Genomic DNA, 18,430 nt, shown 5'->3' with positions numbered 1-18,430 from the left:
TTTTTCATCAAACTGATATATAAATCAAAGATTTTTATCTATGTTTGTAATATAACTAAATATTCCACGGATATGAACAGGCCTACTCGTTTACTACCTATAGGTATTCAAACTTTTGAAAGAATACGGACAGAGGGTTATCTTTATGCCGACAAAACTGCTTTGGTGTGGCAACTTGTTTCTACTTCCACTCCCTATTTCCTTTCCCGGCCTCGTCGTTTTGGTAAGAGTTTACTGGTAAGTACTATTAAATCATACTTCGAAGGTCGTAAAGACTTATTTGAAGGGTTGGCCTTGGGAGAACTTGAAACCGAATGGAAGCAATATCCGGTACTGCATCTGGATTTGAATGCCGAGAAGTACGATTCGCCCGAGAGGCTTGTTGGCTTGATTAATACTTTTTTGGCACAATGGGAAGAATTATATGGGAGTAATAAAAATGAAGATTCTCTCGCCACTCGTTTCGCTGGTATTATTCGTCGTGCCTCAGAACAAACAGGAATGAATGTTGTGGTGCTTATTGACGAATATGATAAGCCCATGCTTCAGAATTTGCTAAACGAACCTTTGTTGGAAGAGTATCGCAATACATTGAAGTCTTTTTACGGAGTACTTAAAAGTGCCGACCCTTATTTGCGTTTTGTACTGTTAACGGGGGTCACCAAGTTTGCCCATGTGAGTATATTCAGCGATCTTAATCAACTCTATGATATCAGTTTAGATCCGGCTTATGCTACCGTTTGTGGAATAACGTCTGAAGAACTTGTGCAAGTTTTCACTCCTGAAATAGAGCAGCTAGGTCAGGCAAATGGTCTTACTTTTGATGAAACGGTGAAAAAGATGACAGCCAAGTACGACGGTTATCATTTTGGAGAATACACACCTGGTATTTTTAATCCCTTCAGTGTGCTTAGTGCATTACAACAGAAGCGATTTAAAGACTTCTGGTTTTCCACCGGCACCCCGACCTATCTTATCCATCTGCTCAAAGAAACCAACTACGATCTTCGTTTACTTGTAGATGGGGTAGAAGCCGAACAGGCTACCTTTTCCGAATATCGGGCCGAAGCTAATAACCCTATTCCAATGATTTATCAAAGCGGATATCTAACGATTAAGGATTATGATCGGGAATTCCAGATGTATACTCTCTGTTTTCCCAATGATGAAGTGAAGTATGCATTCATGAAATTCCTACAGCCCGGGCCGATGCTAGTTGATGGAAGAAAACTGGTTAAGATAGGAGTAGAGTTTGATAAAGAGAAACGTAATATCGGACAATATTTAGTGGAAATGAATTGAAAACCATGAATAACCTTCCAATTTCTTTTGCCCCTCTCCAAGGATATACCGATGCGGCTTACCGTAACGCTCATAGTCTTTATTACGGTGGTATAGATCATTATTATACTCCCTTTGTTAGAATTGAAAAGGGAGAATTTCGCAACAAAGATATCAAAGATATTTCTCCTGAAAACAATCAAGTACCTCTTCTTGTACCTCAGTTAATTGCAGCCGGGGCCAATGAAATGGAACGGATAATTAATCTCCTTGCCGATAAAGGATATCAGGAGATTGATATCAATCTGGGCTGTCCTTTCCCTATGATTGTAAAGAAGAAAAAAGGATCAGGCATATTGCCCTATCCGGAAGAAGTGAAAAGTTTGCTTTGCACCATACATCAATTTCCTGACATACGGTTTTCCATAAAAATGAGACTGGGCCTGCATTCGGCTGATGAGAGTTTAAATCTCCTTCCGATTTTAAATGATATCCCTCTGAAACATATCACCATGCATCCACGGTTGGGAATTCAACAGTATAAAGGCGAGGTTGATCGGGAAGGTTTTAGTTTGTTTTATGAGAAGTGCAACCAACCTCTGATCTACAATGGAGACATTAAGAGTATTGAAGATATTACAAGTATCCACCAGCATTTCCCTAAACTTTCGGGAATAATGATTGGCAGAGGTTTGTTAACCAATCCTGCCTTGGCGCTTGAATACAAAAACGGAGAACCGCTCTCTGCTACTGAGTTCAAGAAAAGACTAATGCAGATGCATCAGTATGTATTTAACCATTACCAAAATCGGTTAGAAGGTGGCGATGCCCAGCGTCTGAATAAGATAAAGACATTCTGGGAATATCCGGAAGTAGACAGGAAAATCAAAAAACGGATACATAAATGTACCCGCCTTAGTAATTACGAAGAAATAATAAAAGACTCCTGAAGGAGTGCAGGTTAATAAAGTTTCAGGTAGTAATCTATATTCTCGGCACTTAACAAATCAATAGGCATGTAATTTACTGGTATAATCTCTTTCTTGAAAATCAGGAAATCACATAATGTTTTAATACCGTTAAATCCTTGTACCTCTGGTTGCTGGGCAATAAGAAATGACACACTATTATTCTTGAGGCACGACACATTACGATCGAGTAAGTCGTAACCAATCAGGTTGAAGTGTTTTTTGTTTCTCAGTTCAAGATATTCGCCAATAGTATAAACTTTAGAAGTAAATGTTATTCCGTTCAATACATCCGGATGATTACCGAAAAAGGCATCAAGCATGTTGTTATCATCGTTAGATTGCTTGGCATGAAGATTCAGTTCCAGAATATTACATTCGGGATGATACTCTTTCATATACTGCCTGAATCCTATTTCACGGTTTTCCTGCTGGTTTGAACCTACAATACCCTCGTTTATCTTTCTGAAAACAACAATCTCTTTCGTATCCCGTCCGGCCAGCATCATTAACATACGGGCGGCAAAGTATCCGCTTTGAATCGAGTTTTGTCCATAGAACGCCAATGGAGGAATATCTTTTAATAAGGAGTCTATATATATAAAAGGTATACTCTTCTCGGTAAGTTTATCAGTAAACTCTTTGGTATATTGAAATACCGTTGGCGCAAACAAAACCCCATCCGGTTCTTTTTCCAGAATAAGATTGCTTTCCTTCACAAATGAATTATAATCATACGGATCATAATAAGTAATTTGAGCTGATATATTAAAATCAGAATAAGAAATGATGGCCTCATTGATGCCTTTTTCAACAGCGGTCCAGTATTCACCTTTTAAATGTATGGGCAGGAAGCAAGAGAAAGAGTATTTCTTATTTGATGCCAAAGCGCTTGCATACATATTAGGATGATAATCCAGTTGTTTCAGAATTTCCTCCACACGTTTACGGCTAGCTTCCGAAACTCCGCTCCGGCCATGCAATACACGGTCTACAGTTCCAACTGATACATCAGCCAATCTTGCTATATCTTTTATTCTTATTCTTTCGGGCAATTTATTCATATACCTATATTACTTTGAGGGGTTTGAGCCGCAGAGTTACGCGAGTTACGCGGAGTTTTAAATTTTCCTGTAACATCATAACAAAAAACTCTGCGTTAATCTGCGTAACTCTGCGGTTCAGAAATCTCATTTACATCATTTCTTTATCATTCCGGTGTAAATTTACTAATTCCAAATGTAAATTTACTGTTCCATATCAAAACTAAAAACTAAAAACATAAAATGTTTCGCTATTAATATATTTTATTCTATCTTTGTGCACGCACACGGAAGCGTTTTTCAAAGAAATAAAGATTAATATAAATAGATTATTATGGGAAAGAAAGTTGTTACTTTTGGAGAGATTATGTTGCGTTTAGCAACTCCGGGCTATTTAAGATTCTCGCAATCAAAAGAGTTTAATGCTACTTTTGGTGGTGGTGAAGCAAATGTTGCCGTATCATTGGCTAATTACGGATTGGATACTGAGTTTGTTACCCGTTTGCCTAAAAACGATATTGCACAATCGTGCATTATGGATTTACGCTCGCACAATGTTGGTACAAATGAAATTATTTATGGTGGCGAACGTCTTGGAATCTATTTCCTGGAAACAGGTGCAGTAGCCAGAGCCTCTAAAGTAGTTTACGATCGCGCCCATTCTTCTATATCTACCATTGAGCCAGGAATGATTAACTGGCGCGAAGTATTGAAAGATGCCAGTTGGTTTCATTGGACAGGTATTACTCCTGCATTGTCTCAAGGTGCAGCCGATGCATGTTTGGAGGCTATTAAAATAGCTAACGAACTTGGTGTAACCGTTTCATGTGATTTGAATTATCGTAAAAATCTTTGGAAGTATGGCAAAACCGCATCCGAAGTAATGCCTGCTTTAGTAGAAGGTTGCGATGTTATTCTGGGTAACGAAGAAGATTGTGAAAAAGTATTTGGCATTCAACCCGAAGGGTTTGATGTTACTGCTACTGGTGGTGAAGTGAACGCAGCCGAGTTCGAATCGGTTTGTACACAAATGATGGCAAAATTCCCTCGTTGCAAAAAAATGATTGTAACCTTACGTGGTGCTATCAATGCCAACCATAACACATGGGGTGGTGTTCTTTATTCCGATGGTTCTTTGAAAATGTCACAGCGCTATGATATCACTCACATTGTTGACCGTGTAGGTGGTGGCGACTCATTTATGGGTGGTTTAATCTACGGATTAATAACTTATCCGGGTGACGATCAAAAAGCATTGGATTTTGCTGTAGCTGCTTCGTGTTTGAAACATACAATCTATGGTGACTTTAACCTGGTAACTGTTGCCGAGGTAGAAAACTTAATGAAAGGTGATGGTTCTGGTCGTGTTTCACGCTAAATAATAAATTGAACACGTGTTCTAAAATGCATATCAAGATGGCAAAATTTAATAAATTACAAGTATTGAATGCAATGGCAACTACCGGAATGGTGCCTGTATTCTATCATAAAGATATTGAAGTAGCAAAGAATGTGGTAAAGGCCTGCTATGATGGTGGTGTTCGTGCATTCGAATTTACCAACCGTGGCGATTTTGCTCAGGAAGTATTTGCCGAACTAGTAAAGTGGGCAGCTAAAGAATGTCCTGATCTTATTCTGGGTATTGGTTCTATTGTTGATCCGGCTACTGCTGCAATGTATATTCAGTTGGGGGCCAATTTTATTGTTGGTCCGTTATTCAATCCTGAAATAGCAAAAATATGTAACCGTCGTTTAATTCCATATACTCCTGGTTGTGGATCGGTTTCTGAAATTGGTTTTGCTCAGGAAGTAGGCTGCGACTTATGCAAAGTATTCCCCGCAGGTAATGTAGGCGGACCTTCGTTTGTTAAAAATGTAAAAGCTCCAATGCCTTGGTCAATGTTAATGGTAACTGGTGGAGTAGAGCCTACCAAAAAAAATCTGACTGCATGGATCAAGGCAGGTGTTACCTGTGTTGGCATGGGCTCAAACCTGTTTCCCAAAGAAGTAGTGGAAGCACAAGATTGGGCATGGATTATAAACAAATGCAAAGAAGCATTTGGGTATATTGCCGAAGCCAGAGGATAATTGATTGTCCAAACCTTTAAAAGGTTTTATTTATAGATGTTTTTTAACTGAACAGAGGCTGTCGAAAAGATAGCCTCTGTTGTTTTATAAAGTCTTTTGTTTATTTACAATGTGTCAGAAATTCAGTGATTTAGTGAATAACTTTATATACTATTCCGGTTTAAGCCATATTGTCAGTCGGAACTGTCAATTAAAACATAAATATTTTTGGCACGGTTTTCGCACAAGCTTTTTTGTTAAAAACAAATTCATAACAAATAATTGTATAACATACTAAATTAAAGTAAATCATGAACATTAAACCGTTAGCAGACAGAGTACTTATACTTCCTGCACCTGCAGAAGAGAAAACAATTGGTGGTATTATTATTCCTGATACAGCTAAAGAAAAGCCTTTAAAAGGTGAAGTTGTGGCAGTTGGTCAAGGAACCAAAGATGAAGACATGATATTAAAAGTTGGCGACACTGTTCTTTATGGCAAATATGCCGGTACAGAACTGGAAGTAGAAGGTACCAAATACCTTATCATGCGCCAAAGCGATGTAGTCGCTATCATGGGTTAATGAACAGAACAATTAAACTTTAAATAAAAAGATATACGAAAATGGCAAAAGAAATTATATTCGGCATGGATGCCCGTGATCAACTAAAGAAAGGTGTTGATGAATTGGCTAATGCAGTAAAAGTAACTCTTGGTCCTAAAGGACGTAACGTTATTATCGAAAAGAAATTTGGTGCTCCTCAAATCACTAAAGACGGTGTAACTGTAGCTAAAGAAATTGAGTTATCGGATGCTTTCCAAAACTCAGGAGCACAGTTGGTTAAAGAAGTTGCTTCAAAAACAGGAGACGATGCCGGTGACGGTACAACTACTGCTACTGTATTGGCTCAGGCTATTGTTGCCGAAGGCTTGAAAAACGTTACTGCCGGCGCAAACCCAATGGATTTGAAACGTGGTATCGACAAAGCTGTTGCAAAGGTTGTTGAATCAATCCAGGATCAATCGGAAGAAGTTGGCGACAACTACGATAAGATTGAACAAGTTGCATCTGTATCAGCTAACAACGATCCTACAATCGGTACATTGATTGCCGACGCTATGCGTAAAGTTTCGAAAGATGGTGTTATCACTATCGAAGAAGCTAAAGGTACTGATACAACTATCGAATTAGTAGAAGGTATGCAGTTCGACCGCGGTTATCTGTCGGCTTACTTTGTTACCAATACCGAAAAGATGGAATGTGAAATGGAACAACCATACATTCTTATCTACGACAAGAAGATTTCCAACCTCAAAGATATGCTTCCAATTCTGGAACCAGCTGTTCAAACAGGTCGTCCTTTACTGATCATTGCTGAAGATGTTGACAGTGAAGCTTTGACTACTTTGGTTGTAAACCGTTTGCGTTCTCAATTAAAGATCTGTGCTGTTAAAGCTCCGGGCTTTGGCGACAGAAGAAAAGAAATGCTGGAAGATATCGCTATCCTGACTGGCGGTTTGGTTATCAGCGAAGAAAAAGGCTTAAGCCTTGAACAAGCAACTCTTGAAATGCTTGGTACTTGCGAAAAAATCACTGTATCTAAAGATAACACTACAATCGTAAACGGTGCAGGTGCTAAACCTAACATCGAAATGCGTATCAACCAAATCAAATCTCAGATCAGCACTACAACTTCTGATTACGATAAAGAAAAACTTCAGGAACGTCTGGCTAAATTGTCGGGTGGTGTAGCTGTGCTTTACGTAGGTGCTCCAAGCGAAGTTGAAATGAAAGAAAAGAAAGACCGTGTTGACGATGCTCTTTGTGCAACTCGTGCTGCTATCGAAGAAGGTGTTGTTCCTGGTGGTGGTGTAGCTTACATCCGCGCTATCGAAGGTCTTGAAGGTATGAAAGGTGAAAATCCTGACGAAACAACTGGTATTGAAATCATCAAACGTGCCATCGAAGAACCTCTTCGTCAGATTGTTGCAAACGCAGGAAAAGAAGGTGCTGTTGTTGTTCAGAAAGTTCGTGAAGGTAAAGGCGACTTTGGATACAATGCCCGCAAAGATGTTTACGAAAACCTTAACGCTGTTGGTGTTGTTGACCCAGCTAAGGTTACTCGTGTAGCATTGGAAAACGCAGCTTCTATCGCTGGTATGTTCTTAACTACCGAATGCTTAATCGTAGAAAAGAAAGAAGAAAAAGCTGAAATGCCTATGAATCCTGGAATGGGAGGAATGGGTGGAATGATGTAATCAGCTCATTATAAACAAATAAAAAGAGGCGATTTCCGTAGGGAGATTGCCTCTTTTTATTTATGTGATACTATATAGATTATACTTCGCTGGTCTGCAAATAATGTGTCCAGCCATTAATCTGAATTTGTACGGCAAGCCAGGAGTCTGTAGTTGATCCTTCTTCAGAAAAGAAGAGTACTACTCTGTAACTATCTTCACGATCCAGATACTCCTGATTACTCCAGTTTTTATATTCTTCTAACCTAAGCATTATAAGGAAGTTGGCTAGATTTACATCAAATACTATTTTACCTGTAGCTTTTTCTGTAACTTTGAAATAAGCCTGACGGTTTGCCATTAAACGCATGGTATTTAATTCAACTAAACCAGCAGACGGCTCCACTTGTTCTTTATAATAAGGTTGATAACTTAAAGCATCATCAGATAAGAGTGAGTTATCATAATCCAGATATCCATTTGATTCGATAATTTCATAAGTATAATCATCTACGTTCATTTGCCAGTCTGTAGTACGACCTTGAAATATAAAACGTACTTTATTGGTATCTTTAATTAAATTGATTATCTCTGTTTGATGTTTTGTTCCAGTAAAGTTTACGTCTATGATTTCTCCATACCAAAGCGGTTCCAACTCTTTATTTATAATAAGAGATTGAGGACGTTTTAGTTTTAATTTCAATTCTTCAATTGTGGAAGTTCCGGGAGTAAGTGACACAATATCATAAGAATCATGCGCACCTGCCCATGCCATAAATTTATATTCGCCTATGGGTGCTTCTACTTCCATCAGATAATTACCTGTAGCTAATGGAGAACCTTCCTCAGTTTGTTTAAAAAGAAATTTTCCATCTTTGTCAAATACGTACAGCTCAACCTTATCTACCTGTTTGTGGAAGGCATCAACAGAATGCATGTTGTAGTCATACTTAAACTTCACGAAAAGCCGACATTCAGGTAGATCTTCGAACAAATTGGTGCATGAGGTTATAAACCATGTACAGGCAATAAGGAGGGTGAGAGTATGTACCAAACGTTTCATAAATTATAGTTTATAATAAGTTGTGAAGGTAAAGCCTCCACAACTTAGATAGAAGTTAGGAATTAAATATCTTCAGTTTGAGTATACCATGTCCAAGGATTAATATCAATATGAATTGACAACCAATCTTTATCTTCTTCATCTGGAGTATTTGGATCTGGTTCCGGAATAGTAGGATAGCCAGAAGACATGAAATTCCCAATATGTATATCATATACAGAATTACGAACAATACCAAACTCTCCTAATAAATTATTAGCTTTATTGTCATCATTATCATGCTTAATCATGATTTTATAATAGCTGATACCTCCTTTATGAAAAGTAACACTACCAAAAGTTCCTGCAGTAGCTGGATTTTTAGCATCAAAAAGTAGCATTATCGCATCTACATCATCCGCATCAGTCCAGGTAACACCAGTGCCAGTTGCAACTCCTTCGAAGTAACTGTTAATTGCATTAGCATGATTTGAAACAAGTAGTTTGTCACCGTTTGCTTTACTCGCTTCCAATTCGGCCTTTATCCACTCTTTCAGTGTATTATAAATATAATAACCGTTACCAATCTTTAGCCAATCTATATCTGAAGTACCTGTTTCAACAGTACCATCAGGCTTCTTGAACTCTTTAGGATATACATTTGCTTGTACTAACGCATGGGTAGTATAAGCATGAAAATTATATTTTGCAATTTGAGTGTTTTCTAAACAATACAATGGATTAGAAGTAGTTGATGTACTAACACTTCCGGTAAGTACATCACCAGCAGCATAATAGTTATAATTATCCTTATAAGTAGCAAGAGCTGTTTCATAGTCAGGCTGTTGAGTTGCTGCAACATCATCATAATTAGGGTCTACCCGATAAGAACCCAAACCATATCTATCAGACCAAACCGAAGTATTATTAGCTGTTACTGTTCTTTTAGATGCAGGAAAGAATTTTTTATTAGTAACATTCAGTGCCCATTTAACACTACTTGCATCTACATTAAAAGCACTTGAAGTTGTAGCATTATCATGATCGTTATATAAACGGGCTTTAGCAGCTACACGATCAACATAAAGTCTAAGAGGTGCACTCTCAGCTGCTGCAGCAGTTTTGTATGAAGTCAAAGCCACAGGCTTTTTAGTAGAAGTATCAAAAGGCTCTAAATCACCAACAGCATTTGTCATCATAAAATCAGCTTTACTTGCCCCTATAACATTATCTATACTTGCAGTAATAGCTGCATTTACAGTAGAATATGGAGTACTTGCGCTAATTGGATAAGTAGGGAAAACACTGGAAGGGTTCACTACAATCAAAACATGTTTTGATTCTGGTAATATAGTAAAGGCTTCTCCACCTATAGAGTTATTTTCAGCAGGAAGACCTGCTTGAGCAGAAGTTAATTCTTTATCTTCTGTTACCAGAAGACTTGCATCAAAGAATATTGCTCTAACCTTATTCACCTTTGTTTCATTTGCAGTTCCATTATCCGTAGAAGGATTGTGCAACTCACGGGTGTTTCCTCCTGTCGTTTTTATACCTAACGATACCCAAGCCTCTTTGTTTTCATTTCCATTTCCTGTTCCGCCATCACCTGGCTCATCATCATTACTACAAGCCACAAATGCCATTCCGACAAATGCTAACGCTAAAAATTTTCTCATTGTTTTCATAAGTTTCATACGTAAATTATGTTGTGCTCCCCACTACCGAGGAGCGTTTTAACTCATTTTTAAATCAATTGCTTTGAATTCAGACAAAAGAAAGGATAGCACTTGTCGGTGTGACAAATACAGTTTGGTTATCGGCATTTTATGTATAAACTGCTAAGGATTTAAAATTTCATACACGTGCTCTTATGGCTCAGTCTTTGCCGCTTAGCAGCCAGAGGTCAGTTTCATATCCGGATTCTTATTATCCGTAAATAACGGTTCCAGTAAAAATCGACCTTTTGTATTTTATCTATTGAGGTTCGGTTTGAAGTAGGATTTCTGAGAGTTGAACCTTATACCCAAGTTTCTCCAACTCTTTCTTTAGATAAGCTTTACGCTTCTTTTCTACTCGTGAGTTTACATACTCTGCACCCAGTTCCCGATATTCACAGCTATCTTTTAAGATGTGATAAACAGACTTTAGGATCGAATGTCCTACAGCAATTAATGCTCTTTTCTTGCCCCTGCGGGCAGCCAGTTTATGGTATCTTGCAGAATAAAACGTGTTTTTAGTTCGAGTAGCAGCCCACGCAGCCTCTGTGATTACAGATTTGACTTGTTTGTTCCCATGAGTGATTCGTCCGCTTTTTTTTTGCCCGCACTCTCATTGTTTCCTGGACACATACCTGCCCATGAAGCCAAATGTTTCTCTGTGGGGAAAGCGCTCATATCCAGGCCAATGTACTCGCTTCATCTGTTAATGTTTCGTTAATATAACACTCTTCATCCCAATTACCCTGATCATAATTACCCGGAGTTCTTTCTCCTGATTTATACATACAACTCGGGGACATTATAGAATACTATTTGTGCTACTCCGCGAATGAGGGCTATGGGATTATCCGTTGTTCCTATCTTTGTTGTTTCGTTTATACCATTTACAGGACCAGTTAAGTAAGACATGGGCAAAATATATTTCCAGTCTTCCGAAACATATGGAGGGGTAATTTGGGGATTCCCTAATTTATCCGTAAGCAGGTTATCACTAATATAAGACAAACTTTTATCTTTGAAATTAGTCAGAGCAAATTCGCTCCATTTAAATCTTGTACCCTCCCAGTAAGAATATTCCCCATTATTAGCCAAAATCAGGAATCTATAATCTGTTCCTGCCGGTTGTTGTGTTAATTGCACATATCGTTTTACAGTTCCACTGTATTCAATAGCCTTTACGGCTTCAACACATACGGCATCTCCATCATTCCCCCTAAATACTAACACATAAGGCGTTTTTTCAATAGAATCTCCTTTCGCTCCAAAACCACGTGTTTGGGGAAGTTGTAAGTTTTGAGCTCTGGTAAATATCTCAATGGTAACTTTGCCTTCATCCTTCGGATCAACAATTTCGGACATACCCATATCACGCTCACATGCAGCAAACATTATGCTTGCCCATGTTAACGTTAATAATATGTATTGGTATATTTTCATTGTTAATCCTTATTAATAATTAATTATCAGCCACACATCTTATCGAAGAAGCAAAATTAGGTACTGCTGAAATAGCTGCAGGAGTGTATGATAATTCTAACTGCCATACATTTTTAAAACGAAAAGTTATTCCCGGATTTTCCGGATCTTCCGTATCCCATTGATTGCCCAACGATGAGCTATAATAAAAACCTGTACCACCGCTATATTGTAATTTTCCTCTGGTGCTCTCCGTTGCATCTCTTCGTCCGGCCGAGGGAAAAAACACCGAACTATAGGTGCTAGGATTGTAGAAAAGGGTTCCTTTAAAGGCTGCTCTTGCATCGTCAATACATACACCTACTTGTACGTCATTTCTTGTTTCTTCATTGTTCATGTAAGTACCTATAGTTTTGCTTTTAATGGGGTGCCTGTCAAAAAAGCCATCTGCATAAAAGCCCAAAACACAATTTGAAATAGTATCAGGTGTATATCTCACAATTCCTGTCTCACTTGCTGGTATGTTTGTGTGAGCATCACCTACAGGTATCTCCATGAATAATGATGCAAAAAAATCCGATTTTACAGCATCTGTTATTGCGTTATTATGGACAAGTTCTGTTACCGCACCATTATTAGGACGATGATAACCGTCAGGGCATACTTCTCCATAGTCTTTGAAATTTGTAGGAGCTCCCCAGAAAGGATCAGTTTCGTAATAATAATCCGTTTTCCATGCATCGGTTGAAAGTTGTTGATTAATTTCAGTTCCGATGGTTCGTACAAAGTATGCGCGCCTGCGATAATCTTTCAGAGGTACACCCCACTGAAACAATGCTCCCCCCTGAGTGGGGTATTGAACATGAACAACATTTACATCTGCAGCACCAACAGGATATGCCTGTATATATTCTGCTCCATTACCATAATTACCTATCATCATTGGTTGCACTGTCACGTTATATGGACTGAACTTTTTGATAGCGTTGACATCACGAGGTGTGTTAGAGGCATCACCTGCATCAAATTTTGTTGTCAACACATAATCGGGTTCTTCTCCCTGACGAACATATATAATGACTGTCTTTATCTCCTTTATGGTAGTACCTATTTTTTCACGAGCATCATTATATACTATTACCTCTGCTTCCGTATCATCTTCACCCGGAGGGTTAGAGTCATCAACCAAATCCCCATCAACACATCTTAAACGTACATATCCATATCTGTGCTCTTCCTTCGTTATTGTTGATGCGAGTCCAATACGGAAATAAATACGTTTTGACCCCGTTACTTTGCTACCGTCCTCACCCCGGTAAAGATTTGGCATAACCTGATAATGCTCTGCATTTCCCGGATCATTTGTTCCTACTTTTGGATCGAAACTAGGTGTCGAACTTAGTATAATCCAGTCTTTAGGATAACCAGACTCTGGAATTTCATCTTTCAGATCGGGAACAACAGCTTCCCACCATCCTCCGTTAAAGTTATTTTGTATAATTCTTTCTCCTGTTTCATTGTACTTATAAAAAGCTCCTATATAAACTGTACTTGTAAATGGAGATCCTTTTGTTGGCAATTCAAACCACTGCCGCTCACCCGCTTCTGTTACATTTATATCAATTTGCCGGGTTAACGACATGCCTCCTCCATCCCAGTCTTCTTTCCTTTTTGCTGTTATGTATAATGTGTATTTTCCAGTCATGCCATTATATTGATTCACAATAATATCCATGAAACCACTTCCTCTTTGTGTGCCTTTATCATATCTATATCCATATCTTCGATTCCATTCTTGCCCCCATTGAAGCTGGTTAAAAGTGCCTTCAACCCAATTACCCGTCCAAACACCAGTAGTATGGTTGTATAAACCAGTTATGCGCACAGACTCTCCATTGGATTCGAAGGTTATACGAGCACCATTAAAATCGGTAATATTCACGTTGGTTTGCGATATGTTGAGATATATCTGATCGGTTTCCAGTGTATCTCTTACTTCCGTCCAATCAGAGGCTTTAATATTCATTTCTAAGGGTTCTTTTACTGTCCCTATAAAATCCAGCCAGGTATTATAAGGCAAGCTATAGTTTTTATTTTCTATTTCCAGATTACAGGAAGGACTGTATTTATCTGCCAGTTTAACAGTCAGTACAGTGGCATCACCTTCATCTGAACCGGCAAAAGTTGCAGGAAGTATAATACGAGATGACTGCTTAGCCCAGCTCATTCCTGAAGGTTGAGAATCGGTATCAGTAAATTGATTTGCTGCAATGGTGTACTCTCCATTACGTACTATTGTTCCTTGATAAGATTTGAAAAGAGGTACTTTATTGGGTACATTGGCTAGTATAAGACCTTCGAAAGTATTGGTTAAATCAAATTCCGATTGCAATACAACATTCAGCCTTACACCCAAACGATCAAGGTTCAATACCCAGGTATCTGTTATATCACCCGGATCATAAATACCTTTCGATTGGTTTGCAGTTCTTGGTCTTTCATTTATATCCTTTAGGGTACCATCACCTAGTTTCACTTTATAATCTGCCACAACAGTCACATTTTCTGTGACCTGCATCATAGGTATTGGCCTATCTGCACCAAAAGCTTTTGCCGGATAAGTTATTCCATTAAGATCGCTAAAGTATGCTATTCCATCCAATGCTGTTCTTATCTCAGTATATGGTGCTTCATTTGCCAGAAATACAAAATCGTAAGTTCCTCTGGTTATTTTGAAGTTTATAACCTCAGTGGTTACATTTATATATTCGTTCATTACAAGTTTTTGGGGCGCATCTTTTTCAAATACCATAACCCGTAATGTATAGACCAGATCATCTTCGTCCTCCGATTCATGTTCAGGGGGATTATTTAAATCACGTGTCTTTATCCCGCCTATTCGAATTTCTCCTTGGGCAGGAACAAAGTTATGTGGTTCATCTATACAAGATAAACACATAAACATCCATAAAATTAGTGGTATATGTATACTAAGTTTTCTCATAAGCAGTATTGTCCTCACATTTCATCTCATTCAAAAATAATTAAAACCAGATAAAAGCAGAGTTAGTACTCTTGCTACTGAAGGTACATAATTTGTCCTTGTTGTATTAAGCTATAGTTTGTAATTGCTTTTTGTTAAATCAAATATTTAAACCACACAATTTTATTTATAGAAACAACGTTGCACATATATTGTTCAAAAAAACCGGATAAATTTCCTGAGGCCTGTCACAACAAGACCCCGTGTTTCCACACGAGGTTATAACAAGAGAGAACAAAGTAGCATGAAGTCTTTATCCTACCGGGAGAGAAATACAGCTCAATAACAAGTAAAATATCTTTCTATATAGACCGAAGATCCGATGCTATATAGCACAAGGGGTCGAAGCTATATAGCACGAAGGTACTCAGCTATATAGACCGAGACCACTCTGCTATATAGCTTGCGCAGAGGTATGGAGTATTTAATTTTTCCTCTCAAACATTTCATAAAGCCGGCTGAACTTATCTCCGTAGACATTTAATAATTCCGACTGATATTCCGCCATTATTTTATTTTGCTCGTTCAGTAAATACAAATGTGTCATACAAGACTCGGCTACGTTGTACCACCGGTGGCCCTGCATGCTTAAATACCATGTGGCATATTCTACTGATTTATGGGCTAGTATATTCATTATTTCATCTGCTGTTTCTTTTTCACCAAGGTTGTAGTACTGCTCGGCCATTTGGATAGCACTGTTCTTGTAATCATAAGGCAGACTTTCGTGTGGAATTACTTTGCGGCAATGGTTTAAAACATTTAAAGCTTTATCGTGTTTTCCTTCTCGTATCAAGGCCTCGGCAAGGGTAACGAAAGTCGCTCGCCCGGCATGATACATGCGTAGTGCGGTTTCGTCCATATAGACATTGGGATCCTCTATCCCACCCCACTTGAATTTATTCATAAGGCAATCGTAGGTTCTTTCTGTGTCTATCCTCGAATCTAACGCTTGGGTGTCGAAAGGGGTTACCCGATAGAGCAGACCTTCCCGGCAGAAGTTATTCTCGAAGCAGAACCTGCCATCTGATCCTACAGAGGTTGCCAGATATACCGGACGTTCCCAATTGCAACCGATTACTGTTTCAAGCATCATTAACTCTGAACGGGTTACATAGTTTCTTCCTTTTAACGAAAGGTGCATATAATCTGGTATTTCGCCATTCAATGCCTCGGGTATTTTCATTCCCGACCTGCGGATGGCTTCTTTGTCAAGCTTAATAACAAGGCTGTCGGTTGGTATAACTCTCATTTGTTTGTCTTCGGAACGTACCCAGTAACGCAGAATATTTTGTGCTTCGTAAGGATTGTCGCCAAATTCTTTTCTGGCATCTTCGGGATTGGTTTCGTAAATACGGTCGATAAACTTCTTTAATTCTGGTTTTACGGAAACAATTTCCGAATCAACAAACATGTATTCCTTATGCTCCCAGGGAATGGGAAGACCGGGCGAGTTGTATTGATCCCGTTTCATTGCATCTATGTACCAATCGGAATACAGATAAGCCACATTGCAGGGACGTGCATCTGTGCGGAAACCTTCTACCTCCTGATTATACCACAGAGGAAAGCTGTCGTTATCGCCCATTGTCCATATCACCGGATAATTTCCTTCTTCGGCCGACATGAGATAGTTTTGACCGATATCCCGGCAGGAGTATCTTCCTGAGCGGTCGTGATCGTCCCATGTTTGGCTGGCCATCTGAATAGGTATCAGCAAGCAGAGTACAGAAGCAATAATAGTTGCAGGTAATTCTTTCATTCTTGCTTTTAGTAGTTGAATAATTCCGGCCACTCCCATCCCTATCCAGATGGCATACGCATAGAAAGAACCGGCATACGCATAATCGCGTTCGCGCACCTGCATCGGGGTTTGATTGAGGTACATAATTATGGCTATACCCGTCATAAAGAACAACATAAACACAATAAAGAATGAGTGCTGACCGGTTTGTCCACGTTTTGTTTGCCACAATAGCCCGATAATACCCAACAGCAATGGAAGTCCGTAGTACACGTTCCGGCCTTTGTTTTCTTTCAGTTCGGTTGGCATCAGTTCCTGGTTGCCAATCAATAGATTGTCGATAAAGGGTATTCCGGTAATCCAGTTTCCGTGTTCTATTTCTCCATTGCCTTGAATATCATTCTGGCGACCGACAAAGTTCCACATAAAATAGCGCCAGTACATAAAGTTTAGTTGGTAAGTCAGGAAGAATTTAAAATTCTCCCATTGTGTAGGCACATCAGATACATCTACCCAGCTGCGGTATACATCGGCAAATTCTTCTTTATACATACGTGGAAACAGCATGTTGTGGGTATATACTCTTTCCGGATGATTTCCGATTATTACATAGCTGTCTTTTTCATCTTCGCTGTCTTTTGCTTTTTTCCTGTAAATAGGATCACCCTCTTTATAATCGTACATCCATATACCGTTAACCTCTTTAATGGCAGGTTCCGACAGAAAAGACGGGCCATAGAGCAGTGGACGATCACCGTATTGTTTGCGTCCTAAAAACCAGTCGAGTGTAAATATGTCTTCGGGAGAGTTTTGATCCATAGGCGTATTGGCTGTTGAACGTATCATTATCAGCGCATACGATGAATATCCTATCATAAACACAGCAAGACAGAGCAACCCTGTACTGATAACTCTACGGTTTCGTGATTTGTAAATACCCCAGATAAGCATACCAGCAAACAACACCAAAAACACAGTAAGGCCAGTGTGGAAGGGCATGCCAAACCTATTGACAAACAGCAATTCGAACCAGCCACCAACTTTAAGAACGCCGGGAACAATTCCATAAAGTATTACTGCTATCAATACTCCCGATACAATAAGTGCTGACAAAGTACCTTTGAGTGTGCTATTCGGATGTTTTTTATAATAATACACAAGTACAATGGCTGGTAAACACAACAGATTCAATAGATGAACACCAATACTCAGGCCGATAAGATAAGCAATCAAAACAATCCAACGGTCGGAGTATGCCGGATCGGGTTCATCTTCCCATTTCAGGATAAGCCAGAATACCAATGCGGTAAACAGAGATGAATAGGCATACACCTCGCCTTCGACAGCACTGAACCAAAAGGTATCGCTGAAAGTATACGCCAACGCTCCTACTACGCCCGATGCTACAATGGTAAGTATGGTTGCTGTTTTATCGGGTAGTTGATTGCTGCATATTAGTTTTCGGGTTAGATGGGTTATGGAAAGATACAATAGCCAGATTGTTGCCGCACTCATAATGGCCGACATATAATTAACCATTCGTGCTACCAATGCCGGATCGTTGGTGAATTGGGTGAATACATTTGCGGTTAGCATAAAGAAGGGTGCACCGGGTGCATGACCAACTTCGAGTTTATAACCGGAGATGATAAATTCACCACAATCCCAAAAACTGGCAGTGGGTTCAACGGTTAGGCAATATACTGTGGCAGAAATGCAAAATACAAGAAAACCTGTTAGGTTATTGATGTGCTTGTAGGCTAAACTTTTCATCTTTATAGTAATTTCTATTTAACTGCGAAAATAGGAATTACAGTAGCTAAAGAGTGAAAAATTGCCCGGACAAATCCCGACGAGACAGGTTTATGG

At 39.0% G+C, this 18,430-nt stretch carries 12 protein-coding genes and 2 pseudogenes; 6 read left to right on the top strand and 8 right to left on the bottom strand.

What is annotated here, in order from left to right; translation table 11 throughout:
- Positions 1 to 72 precede the first annotated feature (72 nt).
- Positions 73 to 1,203 (top strand): annotated as a pseudogene (locus D0T85_RS13830) (AAA family ATPase); the annotation flags it as partial.
- A 104-nt stretch (positions 1,204 to 1,307) separates the two neighbouring features.
- A complete protein-coding gene (locus tag D0T85_RS13825; RefSeq protein ID WP_163214110.1) occupies positions 1,308 to 2,231 on the top strand; it encodes a tRNA-dihydrouridine synthase family protein in 924 nt (307 codons plus the stop codon).
- A gap of 11 nt (positions 2,232 to 2,242) precedes the next feature.
- Here the strand turns inward: D0T85_RS13825 and D0T85_RS13820 are convergent, their stop codons facing one another.
- Positions 2,243 to 3,313 carry a LacI family DNA-binding transcriptional regulator gene (locus D0T85_RS13820; RefSeq protein ID WP_163214109.1) on the bottom strand — a complete coding sequence of 357 codons (1,071 nt, stop codon included), beginning with the start codon at positions 3,311 to 3,313 and terminating at the stop codon, positions 2,243 to 2,245.
- 313 nt (positions 3,314 to 3,626) lie between these two features.
- Here D0T85_RS13820 and D0T85_RS13815 point away from each other — a divergent pair, with 313 nt between their 5' ends.
- From D0T85_RS13815 to groL, 4 genes are all read left to right on the top strand, one after another.
- Entirely contained in the window at positions 3,627 to 4,670 is a 1,044-nt protein-coding gene (locus tag D0T85_RS13815) for a sugar kinase (RefSeq protein WP_163214108.1), read from the top strand.
- 38 nt (positions 4,671 to 4,708) lie between these two features.
- Positions 4,709 to 5,380 (top strand): bifunctional 4-hydroxy-2-oxoglutarate aldolase/2-dehydro-3-deoxy-phosphogluconate aldolase, encoded by a 672-nt coding sequence (locus D0T85_RS13810; RefSeq protein WP_163214107.1) that lies wholly within the window; start codon positions 4,709 to 4,711, stop codon positions 5,378 to 5,380.
- 290 nt (positions 5,381 to 5,670) lie between these two features.
- Positions 5,671 to 5,943, top strand: coding sequence for a co-chaperone GroES (locus D0T85_RS13805; protein ID WP_163214106.1), 273 nt, complete (start codon positions 5,671 to 5,673; stop codon positions 5,941 to 5,943).
- 41 nt (positions 5,944 to 5,984) lie between these two features.
- A complete protein-coding gene (groL, locus tag D0T85_RS13800) occupies positions 5,985 to 7,619 on the top strand; it encodes a chaperonin GroEL (protein ID WP_163214105.1) in 1,635 nt (544 codons plus the stop codon).
- Positions 7,620 to 7,698: 79 nt separating this feature from the next.
- Here the strand turns inward: groL and D0T85_RS13795 are convergent, their stop codons facing one another.
- The 7 genes and pseudogenes from D0T85_RS13795 to D0T85_RS13770 form a co-directional block, all read right to left on the bottom strand.
- Positions 7,699 to 8,661 (bottom strand): FimB/Mfa2 family fimbrial subunit, encoded by a 963-nt coding sequence (locus D0T85_RS13795; RefSeq protein ID WP_163214104.1) that lies wholly within the window; start codon positions 8,659 to 8,661, stop codon positions 7,699 to 7,701.
- Positions 8,662 to 8,723: 62 nt separating this feature from the next.
- Positions 8,724 to 10,334 carry an Mfa1 family fimbria major subunit gene (locus D0T85_RS13790; RefSeq protein WP_163214103.1) on the bottom strand — a complete coding sequence of 537 codons (1,611 nt, stop codon included), beginning with the start codon at positions 10,332 to 10,334 and terminating at the stop codon, positions 8,724 to 8,726.
- A 280-nt stretch (positions 10,335 to 10,614) separates the two neighbouring features.
- Positions 10,615 to 10,950 (bottom strand): annotated as a pseudogene (locus tag D0T85_RS23220) (IS110 family transposase); the annotation flags it as partial.
- Positions 10,908 to 11,033, bottom strand: coding sequence for a transposase (locus D0T85_RS23215; RefSeq protein WP_163214102.1), 126 nt, complete (start codon positions 11,031 to 11,033; stop codon positions 10,908 to 10,910). The gene D0T85_RS23215 and the pseudogene D0T85_RS23220, both read right to left, overlap by 43 nt.
- 102 nt (positions 11,034 to 11,135) lie before the next feature.
- Positions 11,136 to 11,795 carry a hypothetical protein gene (locus D0T85_RS13780; RefSeq protein ID WP_163214101.1) on the bottom strand — a complete coding sequence of 220 codons (660 nt, stop codon included), beginning with the start codon at positions 11,793 to 11,795 and terminating at the stop codon, positions 11,136 to 11,138.
- A gap of 19 nt (positions 11,796 to 11,814) precedes the next feature.
- Positions 11,815 to 14,778: a fimbrial protein gene (locus D0T85_RS13775; RefSeq protein WP_163214100.1), complete on the bottom strand. Its 2,964-nt coding sequence runs from the start codon at positions 14,776 to 14,778 to the stop codon at positions 11,815 to 11,817.
- A gap of 463 nt (positions 14,779 to 15,241) precedes the next feature.
- Positions 15,242 to 18,334: a DUF2723 domain-containing protein gene (locus D0T85_RS13770; protein ID WP_163214099.1), complete on the bottom strand. Its 3,093-nt coding sequence runs from the start codon at positions 18,332 to 18,334 to the stop codon at positions 15,242 to 15,244.
- Between the last annotated feature and the right edge of the window lie 96 nt (positions 18,335 to 18,430).

Source organism: Bacteroides sp. 519, from assembly GCF_010500955.1.
Lineage (GTDB): Bacteria > Bacteroidota > Bacteroidia > Bacteroidales > Bacteroidaceae > Bacteroides.
This window is presented reverse-complemented; position numbering and strand designations above follow the sequence as displayed.

Bases quoted from the DNA above. Each gene is read 5' to 3' on its own strand.
- D0T85_RS13780 (WP_163214101.1), bottom strand. From the start codon at position 11,795: ATGAAAATATACCAATACATATTATTAACGTTAACATGGGCAAGCATA.
- D0T85_RS13790 (WP_163214103.1), bottom strand. From the start codon at position 10,334: ATGAAACTTATGAAAACAATGAGAAAATTTTTAGCGTTAGCATTTGTC.
- D0T85_RS13795 (WP_163214104.1), bottom strand. From the start codon at position 8,661: ATGAAACGTTTGGTACATACTCTCACCCTCCTTATTGCCTGTACATGG.
- groL (WP_163214105.1), top strand. From the start codon at position 5,985: ATGGCAAAAGAAATTATATTCGGCATGGATGCCCGTGATCAACTAAAG.
- D0T85_RS13775 (WP_163214100.1), bottom strand. From the start codon at position 14,778: ATGAGAAAACTTAGTATACATATACCACTAATTTTATGGATGTTTATG.
- D0T85_RS13770 (WP_163214099.1), bottom strand. From the start codon at position 18,334: ATGAAAAGTTTAGCCTACAAGCACATCAATAACCTAACAGGTTTTCTT.
- D0T85_RS13825 (WP_163214110.1), top strand. From the start codon at position 1,308: ATGAATAACCTTCCAATTTCTTTTGCCCCTCTCCAAGGATATACCGAT.
- D0T85_RS13820 (WP_163214109.1), bottom strand. From the start codon at position 3,313: ATGAATAAATTGCCCGAAAGAATAAGAATAAAAGATATAGCAAGATTG.
- D0T85_RS13810 (WP_163214107.1), top strand. From the start codon at position 4,709: ATGGCAAAATTTAATAAATTACAAGTATTGAATGCAATGGCAACTACC.
- D0T85_RS13805 (WP_163214106.1), top strand. From the start codon at position 5,671: ATGAACATTAAACCGTTAGCAGACAGAGTACTTATACTTCCTGCACCT.
- D0T85_RS13815 (WP_163214108.1), top strand. From the start codon at position 3,627: ATGGGAAAGAAAGTTGTTACTTTTGGAGAGATTATGTTGCGTTTAGCA.
- D0T85_RS23215 (WP_163214102.1), bottom strand. From the start codon at position 11,033: ATGAGCGCTTTCCCCACAGAGAAACATTTGGCTTCATGGGCAGGTATG.